Origin of the sequence: Pseudomonas saponiphila (assembly GCF_900105185.1) — a bacterium.
Lineage (GTDB): Bacteria > Pseudomonadota > Gammaproteobacteria > Pseudomonadales > Pseudomonadaceae > Aquipseudomonas > Aquipseudomonas saponiphila.
The window spans coordinates 4,409,606-4,426,443 of the sequence record NZ_FNTJ01000001.1 but is presented as its reverse complement, the minus strand read 5'-3'; the positions used below and the strand labels follow the sequence as shown (position 1 = coordinate 4,426,443).

The 16,838-nt window shown below is 62.5% G+C and carries 13 protein-coding genes, 1 other RNA gene and 1 pseudogene; 9 read left to right on the top strand and 6 right to left on the bottom strand.

Features of this window, described 5'->3' with window-relative positions:
• Positions 1-2 precede the first annotated feature (2 nt).
• From smc to BLV47_RS20765, 6 genes are all read left to right on the top strand, one after another.
• Positions 3-3,491 (top strand): chromosome segregation protein SMC, encoded by a 3,489-nt coding sequence (smc, locus tag BLV47_RS20790; protein ID WP_092316658.1) that lies wholly within the window; start codon positions 3-5, stop codon positions 3,489-3,491.
• A 256-nt stretch (positions 3,492-3,747) separates the two neighbouring features.
• Positions 3,748-4,605 (top strand): cell division protein ZipA, encoded by an 858-nt coding sequence (gene zipA, locus BLV47_RS20785; protein WP_092316656.1) that lies wholly within the window; start codon positions 3,748-3,750, stop codon positions 4,603-4,605.
• Between the two features lie 141 nt (positions 4,606-4,746).
• Positions 4,747-7,119: an NAD-dependent DNA ligase LigA gene (gene ligA / locus BLV47_RS20780; protein ID WP_092316654.1), complete on the top strand. Its 2,373-nt coding sequence runs from the start codon at positions 4,747-4,749 to the stop codon at positions 7,117-7,119.
• A gap of 117 nt (positions 7,120-7,236) precedes the next feature.
• Entirely contained in the window at positions 7,237-8,406 is a 1,170-nt protein-coding gene (locus BLV47_RS20775; protein ID WP_092316652.1) for a zinc-binding metallopeptidase family protein, read from the top strand.
• 236 nt (positions 8,407-8,642) lie between these two features.
• An RNA gene (gene ffs / locus BLV47_RS20770) (signal recognition particle sRNA small type) lies at positions 8,643-8,739 on the top strand.
• A gap of 252 nt (positions 8,740-8,991) precedes the next feature.
• Complete coding sequence (locus tag BLV47_RS20765) at positions 8,992-9,492, top strand: GrpB family protein (RefSeq protein ID WP_092316650.1); 501 nt, start codon at positions 8,992-8,994, stop codon at positions 9,490-9,492.
• Here the strand turns inward: BLV47_RS20765 and BLV47_RS20760 are convergent.
• The 3 genes from BLV47_RS20760 to BLV47_RS20750 form a co-directional block, all read right to left on the bottom strand.
• A complete protein-coding gene (locus tag BLV47_RS20760; protein WP_092316648.1) occupies positions 9,489-10,307 on the bottom strand; it encodes a helix-turn-helix transcriptional regulator in 819 nt (272 codons plus the stop codon). The two genes, BLV47_RS20765 and BLV47_RS20760, sit on opposite strands and share 4 nt — an antisense overlap.
• 2 nt (positions 10,308-10,309) lie before the next feature.
• On the bottom strand, positions 10,310-10,861 hold the full coding sequence (locus tag BLV47_RS20755) for a kinase inhibitor (RefSeq protein WP_092316646.1): 552 nt from the start codon (positions 10,859-10,861) through the stop codon (positions 10,310-10,312).
• A gap of 118 nt (positions 10,862-10,979) precedes the next feature.
• Positions 10,980-11,846, bottom strand: coding sequence for a LysR family transcriptional regulator (locus BLV47_RS20750; RefSeq protein ID WP_092316644.1), 867 nt, complete (start codon positions 11,844-11,846; stop codon positions 10,980-10,982).
• A 115-nt stretch (positions 11,847-11,961) separates the two neighbouring features.
• Here BLV47_RS20750 and BLV47_RS20745 point away from each other — a divergent pair, with 115 nt between their 5' ends.
• Positions 11,962-12,909 (top strand): DMT family transporter, encoded by a 948-nt coding sequence (locus BLV47_RS20745; RefSeq protein WP_092316642.1) that lies wholly within the window; start codon positions 11,962-11,964, stop codon positions 12,907-12,909.
• A 40-nt stretch (positions 12,910-12,949) separates the two neighbouring features.
• On the opposite strand, the gene BLV47_RS20740 is transcribed toward BLV47_RS20745, so the two are convergent.
• The 3 genes from BLV47_RS20740 to BLV47_RS20730 form a co-directional block, all read right to left on the bottom strand.
• Positions 12,950-13,843: a DUF2167 domain-containing protein gene (locus BLV47_RS20740; RefSeq protein WP_092316640.1), complete on the bottom strand. Its 894-nt coding sequence runs from the start codon at positions 13,841-13,843 to the stop codon at positions 12,950-12,952.
• A gap of 151 nt (positions 13,844-13,994) precedes the next feature.
• Positions 13,995-14,366, bottom strand: a complete 372-nt coding sequence (locus tag BLV47_RS20735) for a VOC family protein (RefSeq protein ID WP_060842959.1) — start codon at positions 14,364-14,366, stop codon at positions 13,995-13,997.
• Positions 14,367-14,508: 142 nt separating this feature from the next.
• A complete protein-coding gene (locus BLV47_RS20730; RefSeq protein ID WP_011060220.1) occupies positions 14,509-14,823 on the bottom strand; it encodes a helix-turn-helix domain-containing protein in 315 nt (104 codons plus the stop codon).
• Between the two features lie 444 nt (positions 14,824-15,267).
• On the opposite strand from BLV47_RS20730, the pseudogene BLV47_RS37105 reads away from it, so the two are divergent.
• Together BLV47_RS37105 and BLV47_RS20725 are read left to right on the top strand one after the other, a co-directional pair.
• Positions 15,268-15,549 (top strand): annotated as a pseudogene (locus tag BLV47_RS37105) (PAS domain-containing protein); the annotation flags it as partial.
• A gap of 198 nt (positions 15,550-15,747) precedes the next feature.
• Positions 15,748-16,833 (top strand): methyl-accepting chemotaxis protein, encoded by a 1,086-nt coding sequence (locus tag BLV47_RS20725; RefSeq protein WP_371920273.1) that lies wholly within the window; start codon positions 15,748-15,750, stop codon positions 16,831-16,833.
• Positions 16,834-16,838 lie beyond the last annotated feature (5 nt).

The following is a 16,838-nucleotide window of genomic DNA, read 5'->3' as shown; positions in this document are numbered from 1 at the left end:
ACGTGCGACTCAAGTGCATCAAGCTGGCGGGATTCAAGTCCTTCGTCGATCCGACCACGGTGAACTTCCCCAGTAATATGGCGGCGGTGGTCGGGCCCAATGGCTGCGGCAAGTCGAACATCATCGACGCCGTGCGCTGGGTGATGGGCGAGAGTTCGGCGAAGAACCTGCGCGGCGAGTCGATGACCGACGTCATCTTCAACGGCTCCACCAGCCGCAAGCCGGTGAGCCAGGCCAGCATCGAGCTGGTGTTCGACAACTCCGACGGCACCCTGGTGGGGGAGTACGCGGCCTATGCGGAAATTTCCATCCGCCGCAAAGTGACCCGCGACAGCCAGAACAGTTACTTCCTCAACGGCGCCAAGTGCCGTCGGCGCGATATCACCGATATCTTCCTTGGCACCGGCCTGGGGCCACGCAGCTACTCGATCATCGAGCAGGGCATGATCTCCAAGCTGATCGAGGCCAAGCCCGAGGACCTGCGCAACTTCATCGAAGAGGCCGCAGGCATCTCCAAGTACAAGGAGCGCCGGCGCGAAACGGAAAACCGTATCCGCCGCACTCACGAGAACCTTGCCCGCCTGACGGACCTGCGCGAAGAGCTGGAGCGCCAGCTCGAACGCTTGCATCGCCAGGCCCAGGCTGCCGAGAAGTACCAGGAATACAAGGCCGAGGAGCGTCAGCTCAAGGCGCAATTGTCGGCCCTGCGCTGGCAGGCATTGAATGAACAGGTGGGCCAGCGCGAGTCGGTGATCGGCAGTCAGGAGGTCAGCTTCGAGGCGTTGGTGGCCGAGCAGCGCAACGCCGATGCCGCCATCGAACGCTTTCGCGACGGGCACCACGAATTGTCCGAACGCTTCAATCTGGTGCAGGGGCGCTTCTATTCGGTGGGCGGCGATATCGCCCGGGTCGAGCAGAGCATCCAGCATGGGCAGCAGCGTCTGCGGCAGTTGCAGGACGACCTCAAGGAGGCTGAGCGCGCACGCCTGGAGACCGAGTCCCATCTGGGCCACGATCGCACCTTGCTGGCGACCCTGGGGGAAGAGCTGGCCATGCTCGAACCCGAGCAGGAAGTCACCGCCGCCGCGGCCGAGGAGGCTGCCGCGACCCTGGAAGAAGCCGAAGCCACCATGCACGGCTGGCAGGAGCAATGGGACGCCTTCAACCTGAGTTCCGCCGAGCCGCGACGCCAGGCGGAAGTGCAGCAGTCGCGCATCCAGCAGCTCGAAGGCAGCATGGAGCGCCTGTCTGAGCGTCAGCGGCGTCTGGCCGAGGAGCGCGAGCTGCTCTCGGCGGATCCGGAAGATGCGGCGATTCTTGAACTCAACGAACAACTGGCCGCCAGCGAAGCGACCCTGGAAGACCTGCAGGCCAGCGAAGAGTCCCAGGTCGAGCGCCTGGAACAGCTGCGTCAGCAATTGCAGCAGGCCACTCAGGCTCAGCAGCAGGCCCAGGGTGAACTGCAACGGCTCAATGGTCGGCTGGCTTCCCTGGAGGCCTTGCAGCAAGCGGCGCTCGACCCGGGCACCGGTACCGCGCAATGGTTGCGTGAACAGCAACTGGCCGAGCGTCCGCGCCTGGCCGATGGCATGCACGTGGAGCCGGGTTGGGAGCTGGCGGTGGAAACCGTGCTGGGCGCCGATCTGCAAGCGGTGTTGGTGGACGATTTCTCCGGCATCGATCTGGCCGGTTTTCAACAGGGCGATCTGCGTCTGCTGAGCCTGCAAGGGGATGTTTCGCGCATGCCTGGCAGCCTGCTGGACAAGGTTGAATCCCAGGTCGATTTGGCGCCCTGGCTGGCTCAGGTCAAGCCGGTGGACAGCCTGGAGCAGGCCCTGGCCTTGCGCGGGCAACTGAGTGCCGGGCAGAGCCTGATCAGCCGTGATGGCTACTGGGTTGGCCGGCATTTCCTGCGGGTGCGTCGCGCCAGCGAAGCGGAAAGTGGCGTATTGGCTCGGGGCCAGGAAATCCAGCAACTGACCCTGGAGCGCGATGAGCGCGAAGCCAGCGTCGAGGCCCTGGAAAGCCAGTTGCTCAACCTGCGGGCCCAGCAGCGTCAGCAGGAGAACGGTCGCGAACATTTGCGCCGCTTGTTGCAGGACGAAGCCCGCCAGCAGGGTGAGTTGAAAGCCAAGTTGTCCGCGGGCAAAGCCAAGGCCGAACAGCTGAACCTGCGCCGCACCCGTCTTGATGAAGAATTGGTCGAGCTGGGCGAGCAGCGTGAGCTGGAGCACGAACAGGTCGGCGAGGCGCGTCTACAGTTGCAGGAAGCTCTGGACAGCATGGCCCTGGATACCGAGCAGCGCGAGCTGCTGCTGGCCCAGCGTGACAGCCTGCGCGAGCGCCTTGATCGGGTGCGCCAGGAGGCGCGCCAGCACAAGGATCACGCTCATCAACTGGCAGTGCGCATGGGCTCCCTCAAGGCTCAGCACGATTCCACTCGTCAGGCCCTGGAGCGCCTGGAGCTGCAATCCGAGCGTCTGACCGAGAAGCGCGAGCAGCTCAGCCTCAATCTGGAGGAGGGCGAAGCGCCGCTGGAAGAGTTGCGCCTGAAGCTCGAAGAGCTGCTGGAAAAGCGCATGACCGTGGATGTCGAGCTCAAGACCGCGCAGATCGCCCTGGAGGATGCCGACCGCGAACTGCGTGATGCCGAGAAGCGCCGCAACCAGGCCGAGCAGCAATCGCAGCTGATTCGCGGCCAGCTGGAACAGCAGCGCATGGAATGGCAAGCCCTGACCGTGCGCCGCAAGACCTTGCAGGAGCAGCTACTGGCCGATGGCTACGACCTGGATGGCGTGCTGGCGACCCTGACCGCCGAAGCCTGCGAGCAGGCCGCCGAAGAGGAGCTGGAGCGGATTGCCGCGCGGATCCAGCGCCTGGGCGCGATCAACCTCGCGGCTATCGATGAGTATCAGCAGCAGTCCGAGCGCAAGCGTTATCTGGACGCCCAGGACGCCGACCTGGTGGAAGCCCTGGAAACCCTGGAGAACGTGATCCGCAAGATCGACAAGGAAACCCGTAATCGCTTCAAAGATACCTTTGATCAGATCAACGGTGGTTTGCAGGCACTCTTTCCAAAGGTTTTCGGTGGCGGCAGCGCTTATTTGGAACTGACGGGCGAAGATCTACTCGATACAGGGGTGACGATCATGGCTCGTCCTCCAGGGAAGAAGAACAGCACCATTCATTTGCTCTCGGGTGGTGAAAAGGCGCTGACTGCATTGGCCCTGGTATTTGCCATCTTCAAGTTGAATCCGGCGCCGTTCTGCATGCTCGACGAAGTTGACGCCCCGCTGGATGACGCTAACGTTGGACGCTATGCAAAATTGGTTAAAGAGATGTCGCAGACAGTGCAGTTCATCTATATCACCCACAACAAGATCGCTATGGAAATGGCTGATCAGTTAATGGGCGTGACGATGCACGAACCCGGATGTTCGCGCCTGGTAGCCGTGGATGTCGAGGAGGCGATGGCGATGGTGGACGCTTGAGTCCGTGCGACTGAGGCGCTAGTTGGGGGCAAGTCGGGGAATTTTCCCTATTGCCAACCTGGCCAGCCGGCATATTGGCCGTAACCGTTGCGACAGACGGTGTAAAGTTGCCTTTGGTCGTGCTAGTTTAATGTCAATTTTTCCTATGCGTGGGCAAAACGCCATTCAGAACATAGAGTTGGCGCCACGTTTTAAAGCGGTTTGCAGATTGTAAGCCCCTTATTTTTCAGCATTTTTCATAGAGGCACGGGATTACATGGAAATCGGTCTGCGCGAGTGGCTGATCGTCATCGGCATTATTGTTATCGCCGGTATTCTTTTTGATGGCTGGCGACGTATGCGCGGCGGCAAGGGGAAGTTGAAGTTCCGTCTTGATCGAAGTCTGTCCAACCTGCCGGATGACGAAGGCAGTGCCGAACTCCTGGGGCCGCCCCGGGTGCTGGATACTCATAAAGAGCCGCAACTGGACGAGCATGACCTGCCGTCGGTGAGCATGCCGGCCCGCGAGCCTCGGGAGAGTTCGTCTTCCAAGCGCGGCAAGCGTGGCGGCGAGCCTCACCAGGGCGACCTCAATCTGGATCTGGACCTGGACAACGGCCCAAGCTTCAGCAGCCGCGACGATGATTTCCCGGCAGACGAAGGCAACAAGGCGGCCAGTCACAGCGACAAAGAACAGCCGCAAGCCGAAGAGGTGCTGGTGATCAGCGTGATCTGCCGCGATGCCGCCGGTTTCAAGGGGCCGGCGTTGCTGCAGAACATCCTCGAAAGCGGCCTGCGCTTTGGCGAGATGGATATTTTCCATCGTCACGAAAGCATGGCCGGCAACGGCGAAGTGCTGTTCTCGATGGCCAACGCCGTCAAGCCGGGGGTATTCGACCTGGACGATATCGACCACTTCAGCACCCCGGCAGTGAGCTTTTTCCTCGGCCTGCCAGGTCCGCGTCACCCGAAACAGGCGTTCGATGTGATGGTGGCCGCGGCGCGCAAGCTGTCTCAGGAACTCAATGGCGAGCTCAAGGATGACCAGCGCAGCGTTCTGACTGCCCAGACCATCGAGCACTACCGTCAGCGCATCGTCGAGTTCGAACGTCGCGCCCTGACCCAAAAGCGCTAAGCTTCCACAGCCGGCTCCTCCCGCAGGAGCTGGCTTGTGTAGGCGCTGGTTTGTGTAGGAGCTGGCTTGCCAGCGAAACCCACGCCCCCCAATTTCAGATCGAGCAGCCTAGGCTGCTCTTTTGCTTTATGAGAGAACCCCATGACCGCCGCTGAAACCCGCATTCTTGAGCTGCGCGCCGAGCTGGACCAACACAACTACCGCTACCACGTACTGGACGAGCCGAGCATTCCTGACGCCGAGTACGATCGCCTGTACCACGAGCTCAAGGCCCTGGAAGCCGAGCATCCCGAGCTGGTCACCAGCGATTCTCCAACCCAGCGGGTCGGCAGTGCGGCGCTCTCGGCCTTCACCCAGGTACGCCACGAGATCCCCATGCTCAGCCTGGGTAACGCCTTCGAAGAAGTCGACATGCGCGAGTTCGATCGTCGGGTCGTCGAGGGGCTGGACCTGCCGGCGGGAGATCTGTTCGGTGCTGGCGCCGCGGTGGAGTACAGCTGCGAGCCCAAGCTCGATGGCCTGGCGGTGAGCCTGCTGTACCAGGACGGCGTGCTGGTCCGCGGCGCCACCCGGGGCGACGGCACCACGGGCGAAGACATCAGTGTCAACGTGCGTACCGTGCGCAACATTCCGCTCAAGCTGCAAGGCAGCGGTTGGCCGGCGACCCTGGAAGTGCGGGGTGAAGTCTTCATGTCCAAGGCCGGCTTCGAGCGATTGAACGAGGCGCAACTGGCTTCGGGCGGCAAGACCTTCGCTAACCCGCGCAATGCTGCGGCGGGCAGCCTGCGTCAGCTGGACTCGAAGATCACCGCCAGCCGGCCCTTGGAATTCTGCTGCTACGGTCTGGGCCAGGTCAGCGCCGACATCGCCGACACTCACATCGGCAATCTGCAGCAGCTCAAGCAGTGGGGGCTGCCCATCAGTCGCGAGTTGCGTCTGGCCAAGGGCATCGACGAGTGCCTGGATTACTACCGCGAAATCGGCGAACGCCGGAACGCACTGGCCTATGAAATCGACGGCGTGGTGTTCAAGGTCAACAGCATCGCCTCCCAGCGTGAGCTGGGCTTCCGTGCCCGCGAGCCGCGTTGGGCCATCGCCCACAAGTTTCCGGCCATGGAAGAACTGACCGAGCTGCTGGATGTGGAATTCCAGGTCGGCCGCACCGGCGCGGTCACCCCGGTAGCCCGTCTGAAACCGGTGAAAGTGGCGGGCGTTACAGTGTCCAACGCCACCTTGCACAACATGGATGAAGTGGCGCGGCTGGGGCTGATGATTGGCGACACGGTGATCATCCGTCGTGCTGGCGATGTGATTCCGCAAGTGGTGCAGGTGGTCGTCGAGCGCCGTCCGCAGGACGCCCGGCCAGTGCAGATTCCCGAAAGCTGCCCGGTCTGCGGTTCACATGTCGAGCGCACCCAATTGGTCAAGCGCAGCAAGGGGCGGGAAACCGTCAGCGAGGGCGCGGTGTATCGCTGTGTCGGTCGCCTGGCCTGCGGTGCCCAGCTCAAGCAGGCGATCATTCACTTTGTCTCCCGTCGCGCCATGGACATCGAAGGCCTGGGGGACAAGACCATCGAGCAACTGGTGGACGAACAGCTCATTGCTTCGCCCGCGGATCTCTACCAGCTCAAGTACGAACAGATCATCGACCTGGAAGGCTTCGCTGAAGTCTCCAGCAACAAGCTGCTCAAGGCCATCGAGGACAGCAAACGTCCGGCCCTGGCACGCTTCATCTATGCCCTGGGCATTCCCGATGTCGGTGAGGAAACGGCCAAGGTCCTGGCGCGCTCCCTGGGCACTCTGGAGCGTGTCCAGCAGGCCTTGCCGCAGGTTCTGACCTACCTGCCGGATGTGGGGCTGGAGGTGGCTCACGAGATCCACAGCTTTTTCCAGGACAGCCATAACCGCCAGGTGATCGGTACCTTGCTGGCCGCGGACCAATGCGGCCTGCAACTGCAGGATCAGGGTGAGCTCGGGGCCGAGTTCGCCGCCAGTACCACCCTGGGTGGAATGCTCGACAAGCTCAATATCCCCTCGGTGGGCCCTGGGGCGGCGCAGAAGCTGGCGGACAAGTTCGGCTCCCTGCAAGGCGTGATCGATGCGGACTGGCTGGACATGCGCCAGGCCCTGCCGGAGAAACAGGCCAAGGCGGTGCGCGAGTTCTTCGACAACCCGGCCAATGCCCAGTTGGCCCGGGCCATCGAAGACCAGCTCACGGCGTTTGGCATGCACTGGCTGAGTGAGAAGAAGGTGGTCGAAGGCCTGCCCCTGGCTGGCAAGACCTGGGTGCTGACCGGCTCGCTGGAACTGATGAGCCGCGATGTGGCCAAGGAAAAGTTGGAAAGCCTGGGGGCCAAGGTGGCGGGATCGGTTTCGGCGAAAACCCACTGCGTGGTAGCAGGGCCCGGCGCCGGCTCCAAGCTGGCCAAGGCCAATGAGCTGGGGCTCAAGGTTCTGGACGAAGCTGCCTTCGTGGCCTTTCTCAGCGAGCACGGCGTTCCCATTCCGGCCTGATCCGTGGCCGCCGACTTGCCCGCAATGGCAAATCGGTCGGTTGGCGCCTGCCAGACCGAGGGAACGATAGGGCAGTCAGGATGATCTAGTCCTGGCAGGCCCCACGGAGGATGCGCCATGTACCGTTTCTTCGATCAGCTCAGTTCCCGCATCGCCGCGCCCTTTGTCGGTGATCGTTCACGCAGTGGCAAGCTCTGGGCCTGTCGCTGCGGGCAGTCGCTGTTCTTTCGCAACAGCCAATGCCTGGCCTGCGTGGCCGTGCTCGGTTATGCGCCGCAATTGGGCCTCTTGTCTTCCCTGCGGCCCGGCCCTGTGGCGCAAACCTGGGTGCTCGATGCCGAGCCCGAGGCCGGCGCTTTCAAGCGCTGCGCCAATCTGGATACGGCGGCGGCCTGTAACTGGCTGCTGCCCGCGCACCTGACCGGCAGTCTGTGTATAGCTTGTCGCCTGAACCGCACCATTCCCGACTTGTCCGTCCCTGAGAACCCCGAGCGCTGGCGTAAGGTGGAAGTTGCCAAGCGCCGCTTGGTGGCGCAGCTGCTTGCCCTGGGGTTGCAGCTGATTCCCAAGAGTGACGATGAAGAACGGGGTCTGGCCTTCGATTTTATTGGTGTCGATCTTGAGGGCAGGGCGCCCATGACCGGGCACGCCGGTGGCCTGATCACCCTGGATATCAAGGAGGCCGACGATGCCCATCGCGAGCAGGTGCGCACGCAGATGCGCGAGCCCTATCGCACCCTGCTTGGGCACTTTCGTCATGAAGTGGGGCACTACTATTGGGATCGGCTGATTGCCGACAGCCCCTGGCTACAGCCGTTTCGCCGCCTGTTCGGCGACGAGCGCGGCAGTTATGCCCAAGCCCTGGAACGTCACTATCAGAAAGGCCCACCGAGCGATTGGCAGCAAAGCCACATCAGCGCCTACGCCACCATGCATCCCTGGGAAGACTGGGCGGAAACCTGGGCTCATTACCTGCACATGATGGACGCGGTGGATACGGCCCTGGGTTTTGGCATGAGTGCCCGAGACGTCGATCTCGATTACCAGCCGTTTCCCCTGAGCAGTCTTTATGACCCGCAGCATCCTGACGGTCCGGCGTTCCTGGCCTTCGTCAATGCCTGGATCGAACTGGCGGGCATGCTCAACGAACTGTCCCGCAGCATGGGGCAGGCGGATTTCTATCCCTTCATCCTGCCATCGGCGGTGATCGGCAAATTGCACCTCATCCATCTGGTGATCCAGCAGCAAGGTGGTCGCGCCGAAGACGTGCTGTCCCTGGACGGATGATCCCTCCACGCTGTAGGAGCGAGCTTGCTCGCGAAGGCAATGAGCTGATTTACCTGATCCTGCGGAACATGCTGGCTTCAGCGGTAGCGGGCGGCTGGGTCGGGCTTGCACCTCGGAGCACATCCAAGTGCTTGAAGCTCATCGGATTTTTTAATCTGCAACGAGCGGTTGTAAGTTCGACTCAGATAGGTACAATGGCGCGGCTCGCCGACAGGCGAGTGTCGTTATGGTGACCCCATCGGTCCCCCCGCAACGATTACCCGTGAACCTGGTCAGAGCCGGAAGGCAGCAGCCACAGCGGGAACATTGTGTGCCGGGGTGTGGCTGGTGGGGTCGCCTCCAATCTTTCAAGCGATTGATTCTTAACGGTTTTTTCACCCTTTACCCGTTGGTGGTACAAGGAGTGAGGCAGCCGTGTCGATTTCCTCCTCCTTCTATCTGTTGTTGTCTCGCAAGGCCGGTCTAAAGCGGCACGAATCGTCGTGCGTTTCGCGTTCCTCATGAATAGTTCGGCTGCGTAGCTGTGGTACGCCAATGCCTATCGCGGGTAAGCTCTCGCGCTTTTTCACCAGGGACGGAGTGCCGATGGCGCTGACCAGTAAAATCTGTGCATACGAGAATCGCTGGCCTGCGGCCTTCGGTGCCGAGCGAGCGCGCATCGTCCATGGCTTCGGCGCCGAGCTGATGGATGTTCATCATGTGGGCAGCACCGCTGTTCCGGGGTTGGCGGCCAAGCCGGAAATCGATCTTTTGCTGGTGGTCATGGAGCACCGGGATGAGGCAGCGCGCAATGCCTACATGGCGACCCTGGGCTATGTCCGGGGCAGCAATCTGTCCCCTGGGCATCACTTTTACCGCCGGGATGTCGAGGGCGTGCGCACCCATAAAGTGCATGTCTGCATCTGTGGTCATGAGCAGATCGGGCGCATGCTGGTTTTTCGCGATCTGCTGCGGCAAGACAGCGATCTGCGCCAGCAATACCAGGATCTGAAGCTGGCGCTTGAAGCCGACAATCGCGGGGGGATTGGCGAGTATCTGGCGCAGAAGGCTCCCTTCATCGATGCCGTGATGGCGCGCCAGGGCTAGATCGCGGCTCGCAACTCTCGGGGCGAGAGCCCGTAGTGCTTGCGAAAGCGCACGGCAAAGCGTGAGGCCGAGGCGTAGCCGCTGGCGGCGGCGATTTCGCCGATCGGGCGTGGTGTGGTTTGCAGCCATTGCAGGGCCATGCCCAGCCTGACGTTTTCGAGGATGTTGCTGAAGCTGTCGTTCTCGTTCGCCAGCTGGCGGCGCAATGTCGAAGCCCCGAGGTTCAGGCGCTCGGCGACGCAGGCGACGGTCCAGTCCCGCGCCGGATTGCTCATGAGGATCTGCTGCACCCGTTCGCACAGCGGGTCGTGACGATCCAGCAACAAAGGGCCGGCCCAGCCGCCAAGGGCCAGGGCCAGCAGCACCGCCTCGCCGTAGTGGTTGCGCAGGGCATCCGGCGCATCGCTGGCGATGCATTGCAGGAGGTGGTCCCAGGCCAGGGCCGTGTGTCGCTCCAGGGGGATGCACAGGTCTGCGCCGCTGCGTCCGGGGCGGGCGACGATCTGCGGCTGGTAGCGCAGGCTGAACGCGCGCAAGGCCGGGGCGGGGAAGGTCACGACATCGGCGATGTAGTGGCCTTGCGCCCCTGGTGCGTTGCTGATGCCCACTTCGCGCCCGGCCGGCAGTAGGATCAGGTGCTGGCCGCCCACGCGCATTTCGCGATCGTCCCAGGCCATGCGTTTTTCGCCCTGACGCACCCGGCACAGGGCGCTGACGAAAATCGGTACTCGTTGCAGGGCGTGGGCCTGCCTGGCACGGATGACGCAGGCGTCGATACGGCTTTGGTGGTGCTGCAGGCCAGCCGGTGCGTTCATCGTCAGCGTCCGTAGGTAGCGGTCAGTGTGGTCTTGGCCAGGGCGTTGGCGTTGAGCATGTAGCCCACCATCGCTCCGCTGGCCTGGGCGTCGAGGGGCAGTTTATCCACCTTCAGTGCCCAGACGGTGAACTGGTAGCGATGAGGTTTGTCGCCCGTGGGCGGGCAAGCGCCGCCAAAGCCGGGTTGGCCGTAATCGGTGCGTCCCTGCGCGGCTCCCGGCGGCAGCTGTTCGCCACTGGGGCTGCCCGCGCCCCTGGGCAGGCCCTGGGTGGTGCTGGGGAGGTTGAACAGGGTCCAGTGCCACCAGCCGCTGCCGGTGGGAGCGTCCGGATCGTAGACGGTGACGGCGAAGCTGCGGGTGCCCGGCGGGGCATTTTTCCAGGACAGTTGAGGAGAGGTGTTGTCGCCTTCGCAGCCGAAGCCGCGGAAGACTTCCCGCTGACTCAAGGGCTGGCCATCGCGGATGTCGTCACTGCTGACGCTGAACTCGGCGGCGTGGGCGCCAAGGCTCAGGCCTAGGGAAAGTGCGCCAAGAAGAAATCGGTTGTTCATGGTGGGCTCGTCCGGCGGGTGGGGATGAGAGGCCAGTCTATGGGCGGACGGAGCCGGGTACTGTGCCGTGGCGCTCGTGAATTGTGCCGAAACGCTCGCTGGCTCGACGAGGCGGTCGTCATGCCCTCAGATGCTCCTGCAGCAGTCGGGCAAACGCATCCCGCGCGTTGTGTCGCTGTACGTCCTGATGCCAGACGAAGCGGTTGTCCACGGGGAGCAGGTCACTGAAACGTTGGATGTTCAGGGTCGCCGACTGTGCATAGCGTTCCAGCACGCCTTCCGGAATCAGCGACACGCCGGCCCCGACACTGACACAGCCGATGATCGTGCCCCAACTGGCGTACCCGGTAATGGGCAGGTTCAGGCCGTGCCTGGCCAGCCAGTTTTCCAGGGCGTGGCGATAGGGGCAGCCCTGCGGCCACATGAACAGGTGCTGCCCCTGCAGATCGCTGGCGCTGTGGATCGGAGCGCTGCCGGCGCTGGAGATCAGCACCAGGGGCTCATGGTAGAGCACCGTCTGCTTGAGCCTGGGTGGCAAGGTGTCGACGGCCACCAAGGCGCCGTCGATGCGCTGCTGTTGCAGCTGCGTAAAGAGCTGCGACCAGGTGCCGGTCACCAGTTCCACGCTCACTTTGGGGTAGCGTCGATGATATTGCGCCAGCAGCGGTGGCAGGCGCCCGCCCGCGCAGGACTCGATGGCGCCCAGGCGCAGCAGGCCGCTGGGTTCCGCCTGGTCGTCCAGCGCACGCTTGGCCTCATCGACCAGCGCCAGAATGCGTTCGCTGTAGCCGAGGAATATTTCTCCAGCAGCGCTGATCTTCAGGCCGCGCCCGACCCGGGTGAACAGCGGGGTGCCGAGTTCGCACTCCAGCTGCTTGAGGCGGTTGGTGATGTTGGAGGGCACGCAATGCAGTTGTTCGGCGGCGCGGGCGATGCTGCCGGTGCGGGCCACGGCGTTCACCATTTTCAGTTGGCTCAGCTCCATTGCTCGGTTCCATTGCTCATTTTCAGTGATGAATGGCCTCAGTATCGGTTAGTTGTGGTGAGTTGTGGAGGGCGAGAGACTGGGTTTCCTCTCTCTCTGTCTGGGCGCCTGTGCCGTGAAACATTCACCAGGATTCAAGCTGTTGCTGGCTACCGCTGCGGTGATTCTGTGCTGGGCCTATTCGCCGGTGGGCATTCACATTGGCCTTGAGGGCTACAGTCCCGGGCATCTGGCGTTGTTGCGTTTCCTGGTTGCCTCGCTGTTGATGGCCGCGATGGCTGTGGTGCTGAAAATATCCCTGCCGCGTTGGCGCGATTTGCCCGGGCTGCTGGTGCTGGGGTTCTTTGCCATCGCCCTGCATCACGTCAGTCTCAATTATGGTCAGCAGGGCTTGAGTGCCGGTGCTTCCAGCGTGCTGGCACAGACGGCGCCGCTATTTGGCACGCTGATCGCCTTCTTCTGGCTCAGGGAGGCGGTCAGTGCCTGGCGCTGGGGCTGTGTGGTACTGGGGGTGTTTGGTGCGGTGCTGGTGGTTGTGGCCGACAAGGGGGTGGGAACGATCGAGCCTCGCGGGTTGCTGGTGTTGCTGGCGGCTTTTTCCTGGGGGCTGTACTTCGTCTTGCAGCGGCGTCTGTCCGGACGTTACGGGGTGCTGACCACCGTTTGCTACATGGTCTGGGGCGGCACCTTGCTGTTGTCGGTTTATGCACCGGGATTGGCGCGGGAGGTCGTCCAGGCGCCGTGGCGGGTGAATCTGGCGGTGCTGCTGTTGGGGTTGTTCCCCAGTGCGCTGGCGTATCTGGCCTGGGCCTATGTGTTGGCGCGGGTGGAAGTCAGTCGGGCGTCGATGGCCATGTACCTGATACCGCCAGTGGCGATGCTGCTGGCGGCAACTGTGTTGGGTGAGGAGGTGCAATCTGCCGTGCTGCTGGGGGCGACGGTGGTGCTGGGTAGCGTGATGGCGATGCAGTTGGAGGGGCGCTGGCGGCAATGGCGTCTCGGGCGACCGAGGATCCTGCCTGGGCTGAAGCGGGGTGGGCGGGTGAAGCTGGGTGATTCGTGAGGTGCAACGCCCCGTCAGGCAGGGGCGTTGCGCTTGGGAATCAGCCTTTTTTCTTGAACAGCCGGCCGACAAATGCGGCCAGGGCGAGGACGCCGATGACAATGAACTTCTTGCCGGCCAGCAGCAGTACCCCCAGCTTGGCAAACAACCCGGCCTTGCTGGCCAGGCCGCCGGCTACCAGCGCGGCCAGCCCGTAGGAAGCCAGCTTGTCGGTGCTTGGGTTGTAGTCGGCGTAGCGGTTGCCGTCGGTGAAGTTGGTGAAGGCCAGCACCTTGGGGATCTCGCGCTTGATGGTGGCCAGGTCGTCCATGGAGGCGACCGCGTTGAGCTCCAGCACACCTTCGCGACCCAGCACGCGGATGCTGTAGTTCAGGGTGTTGCTTTCGGCGCCTTCGGCCTTGAGTTCGCGGGCCCAGTACATTTTGTGGGTCTGTGCGTCGTAGCTGGGCTGCTCGGCCCAGCCCAGCAGGTGGATGGCGCCATAGCCCTGTTCCTTGCGCTGCTTGTTGTCTTGCTCGTCGGCTTCCTGCATTTGCTTGAGCAGGTCCTGATAGTCGATCTTCGCCGCGTCGTCGTCGGAGATGTGCCCATCATTCTTGTAGCTGATGATCACGCCCCAGCCTTCGGCGGACAGCGGGCTGACGGCGCTGGGCACGATCATGCCCAGGGTGGTGAAGCCGGGCGGGTTGCCCCAGCCTTCGGTGAGCAGCTTCTCGGTGTCCTTGGGGTTGAGGTAGTAAAACTCCTGGCTCAGGTCGAGGCTGGCGATATCCCCGGGCAGCTTGACCTGGCCATGGCGTGGCGAGAGCGAGGCGAGAAACTGTTCGGCGGTCTGGGGTTCGCTGTCCTTGCCTTGGCTCGGTGTGGCGGCGCAGGCAAAGAGTGGCGTGGCACAGAGGATGGCCATCGCCAGTAATAGACGCAGGTACTTCATCGTATTCCCTTACAAATTGTGACAAGTCGGCGGGGAGGATAGCGATGAGTGTCCGGGGGCTCAATGAGACGTTTCTATTTATTTCAATGCAGGAGCGAGGAGGGCGCTGGTGGCAGCGCCTCTCTCTCTGTGGAGTGGTGCCGGAGGTAGCTCAGTCGACGCTGAGATAGAGCACGCGCAGGCGGTGTCCGTCCGGATCGAGAGCGAGCAGGGTGTAGCCGAAATCCATCTGGGTGGGTGGCTGGGCGATGGTCAAGCCCAGGCTCTGCCAGTGGCGGTGCAGGTCGTCCACGGCTTCGCGGCTGTCCAGGGCCCAGCCCAGTTCACCGCCACCGCCGGTTGCCTGGGCGCTGGGCTCGACCGTGTGGCGTGACCACAGGCCGAGTTTGATCCCCGAATCGAGGATGAACAGTGCGAAGGTGGGGGAGGATTCTACCGGTTGCTTGTCCAGCAGGCGGCTGTAGAACTGCGCGCTGATAGCCGGGCTGTCTACATAAAGCAGGAAGTAGGTGTTGCTGGTCATGACGACTCCAAGGGGCTGTGTGCTGTGGGGCACAAGCTTATGTGCCGGGTCTGTCAGATCCTGTCAGGAGTCGTTAATGGACGAAGAAGCCTGTTTGTCGGATTCGATAGACAGGCCTCTTTCGATTGATTTGTTGCGGGGCTCAAGGCTTGGACAAGGCCTGGTCTACCGCTGCTATCAGCTTTCCCAGATCCTTAGGGGTGGCTTTGTGAATGACACCGAACAAATAAGCCCGCTGTTCCTCTTCATCGCCCAGATCGGCGAAGAAGGCTTTCAGCTTCACTCCCAGTACTTCGGCTAGCAGAAATAGAGCTTCAACGCTGGGGGTGTAGGTGCCGGTTTCGAAGCGGCTGATGGTTTTTGGGTCAAAACCGGTTTTTTCACCTAGTTCAGCCTGAGTAAGCCCCGCTACCTTTCGATAACGCTTGATGGCTGCACCCAAACTTGAAATTTGCATCGCTCAATTCCCATTTAGAATCAAGAACTTAACGATAAATATTGGCATTAGACAACACCATGGTTCATCACCTTGCTTTGCAAAATGTGATGCATTTCGTAGAATCGGCGCTTCGGACAGGTATTTGGTGATCTAGTTTCAGCAGGCAGGTTTATGAAACAAGAAATCATTGCATTTCCCTTGTTCACCTAAACCGAGGGCTTGGCAGAGGCTCGAACGTCTCGTAAATCCCGCCAACGCTCCGTCCGCCGTCCCCACCTGACGCCTTATCTGATCCTAGTTGATCCTCGTCGAATCGACGGTCATCTGCCGCGCAAACCGCTGTACGGCTGCAATCAGGGCGAACCTTCCGATTGAGTCGTACCGCCAGGAAAGTACATCGCGAATCAGCCTGCAGCCGGCCTCCCGGTATGGTTGATCGCAGGCTGTCTATGGAGTTCTAAAGTGCGTCTCAATTTGCCGGTCAACTCTGTTGAGCAGACCTTTCCCGACCAGCAGCGGCTCATATCCGCCACCGATACCAGCAGCCATATCACCTATTGCAATGCCGAGTTCGCTGCAATGAGCGGTTTCAGCCAGGCCGAACTGATTGGCAGCACCCACAACCTGGTGCGCCACCCGGACATGCCTGCGGCGGTGTTCGAGTCGATGTGGAGGTATCTGAAGGCCGGTCAGAGCTGGATGGGGGTGGTGAAAAACCGCTGCAAGAACGGCAATTTCTATTGGGTCAGCGCCTATGTCACGCCGATTCTAGAGGACGGGCGACTGGTGGGCTACGAGTCGGTCCGGGTCAAGCCGACCCGGGAGCAGGTCAATCGTGCCGAAGCCTTGTATGCCCGTATGCGCGCCAACAAGTCACCGGTCAGCGCTTGGCGTCGACTGGAGGCTGGAGCCCGGCCATTGCTGTTGCCGGCGGCCCTGGCCGTGGCGTGCCTGGGGGCGTTCAGCTGGTTGCCGACTTTGGCGGCCCAGGGTCTGACCGTTGCCGGTTTCATTGCCGTCGGACTGTCCGCCCAGCGCCGTTTGCGACAGCAGCTCAAGCACATCCTCAGCAGCACCCCGAATACCTTCGCCGATCCGATCTGTGCCCTGGCCTACAGCGAAGCGCTGGGGCCGGCAGGGCAATTGCAGATGATCCTGATCAGCGAGGAGGCGCGGCTGAAAACTGCCCTGACGCGCCTCAGCGATCTGGCCCGGCAGATGGCCACGGCTGCCGCCGACTCCAGCCAACTGTCCAGCCACACCGAGACGGCACTGCTGGAGCAAAGGGCCGAGACCGACATGACGGCAGCCGCCATGACCCAGATGGCCGCCTCGATCACCGAGGTTGCCGAGCACGTGCAGCACACCGCCAGCGAGGCTCACACCGCCAATCTCCTGGCTCGGGAGGGCAGCCAGGTGGCGGGCTCTTCCCGTGACGCCATCCAGTTGCTGGCCCGCACGGTCACCCAGATCAACCAGGCGGTGGGCGACCTGGCCGGGCAGACCCAGGACATCATGGTGGCGGCGAGCATGATCCAGGCGATTGCCGACCAGACCAACCTGCTGGCCCTGAACGCTGCCATCGAAGCCGCCCGAGCCGGTGAGCAGGGGCGCGGGTTCGCCGTGGTTGCCGATGAAGTGCGGGCCCTGGCGGGCAAGACCCGGCAATCGACCCAGCAGATCCAGGGCATCATCCAGAGCCTGCGGGCCGGTGCCGATGAGGCGGTGCAGATCGCCAACCTCGGTATCGAAGAGGCGGAGCAGGGGGTGCAGCAGGTATTGCAGGCGCAACAGGCTCTGCATGGCATCGGCGCCGCGGTGGAGCGCATCACCGATATGAGCCAGCAAATGGCCGCGGCCTCCCAGGAGCAATCCCATGTGGCCGAGTCGGTGTCCGAACAGATCAATCGTGTCGCCGCCACGGTACAGCGCACCGCCAGTAACGCCAGCGCCGGGGTGGTCCGCGGCACCGAGCTGGAAAACATCTCTTCCGGGCTGCGTGCCCTGGTCGAGCGGTTCAACCGCTAGCGACA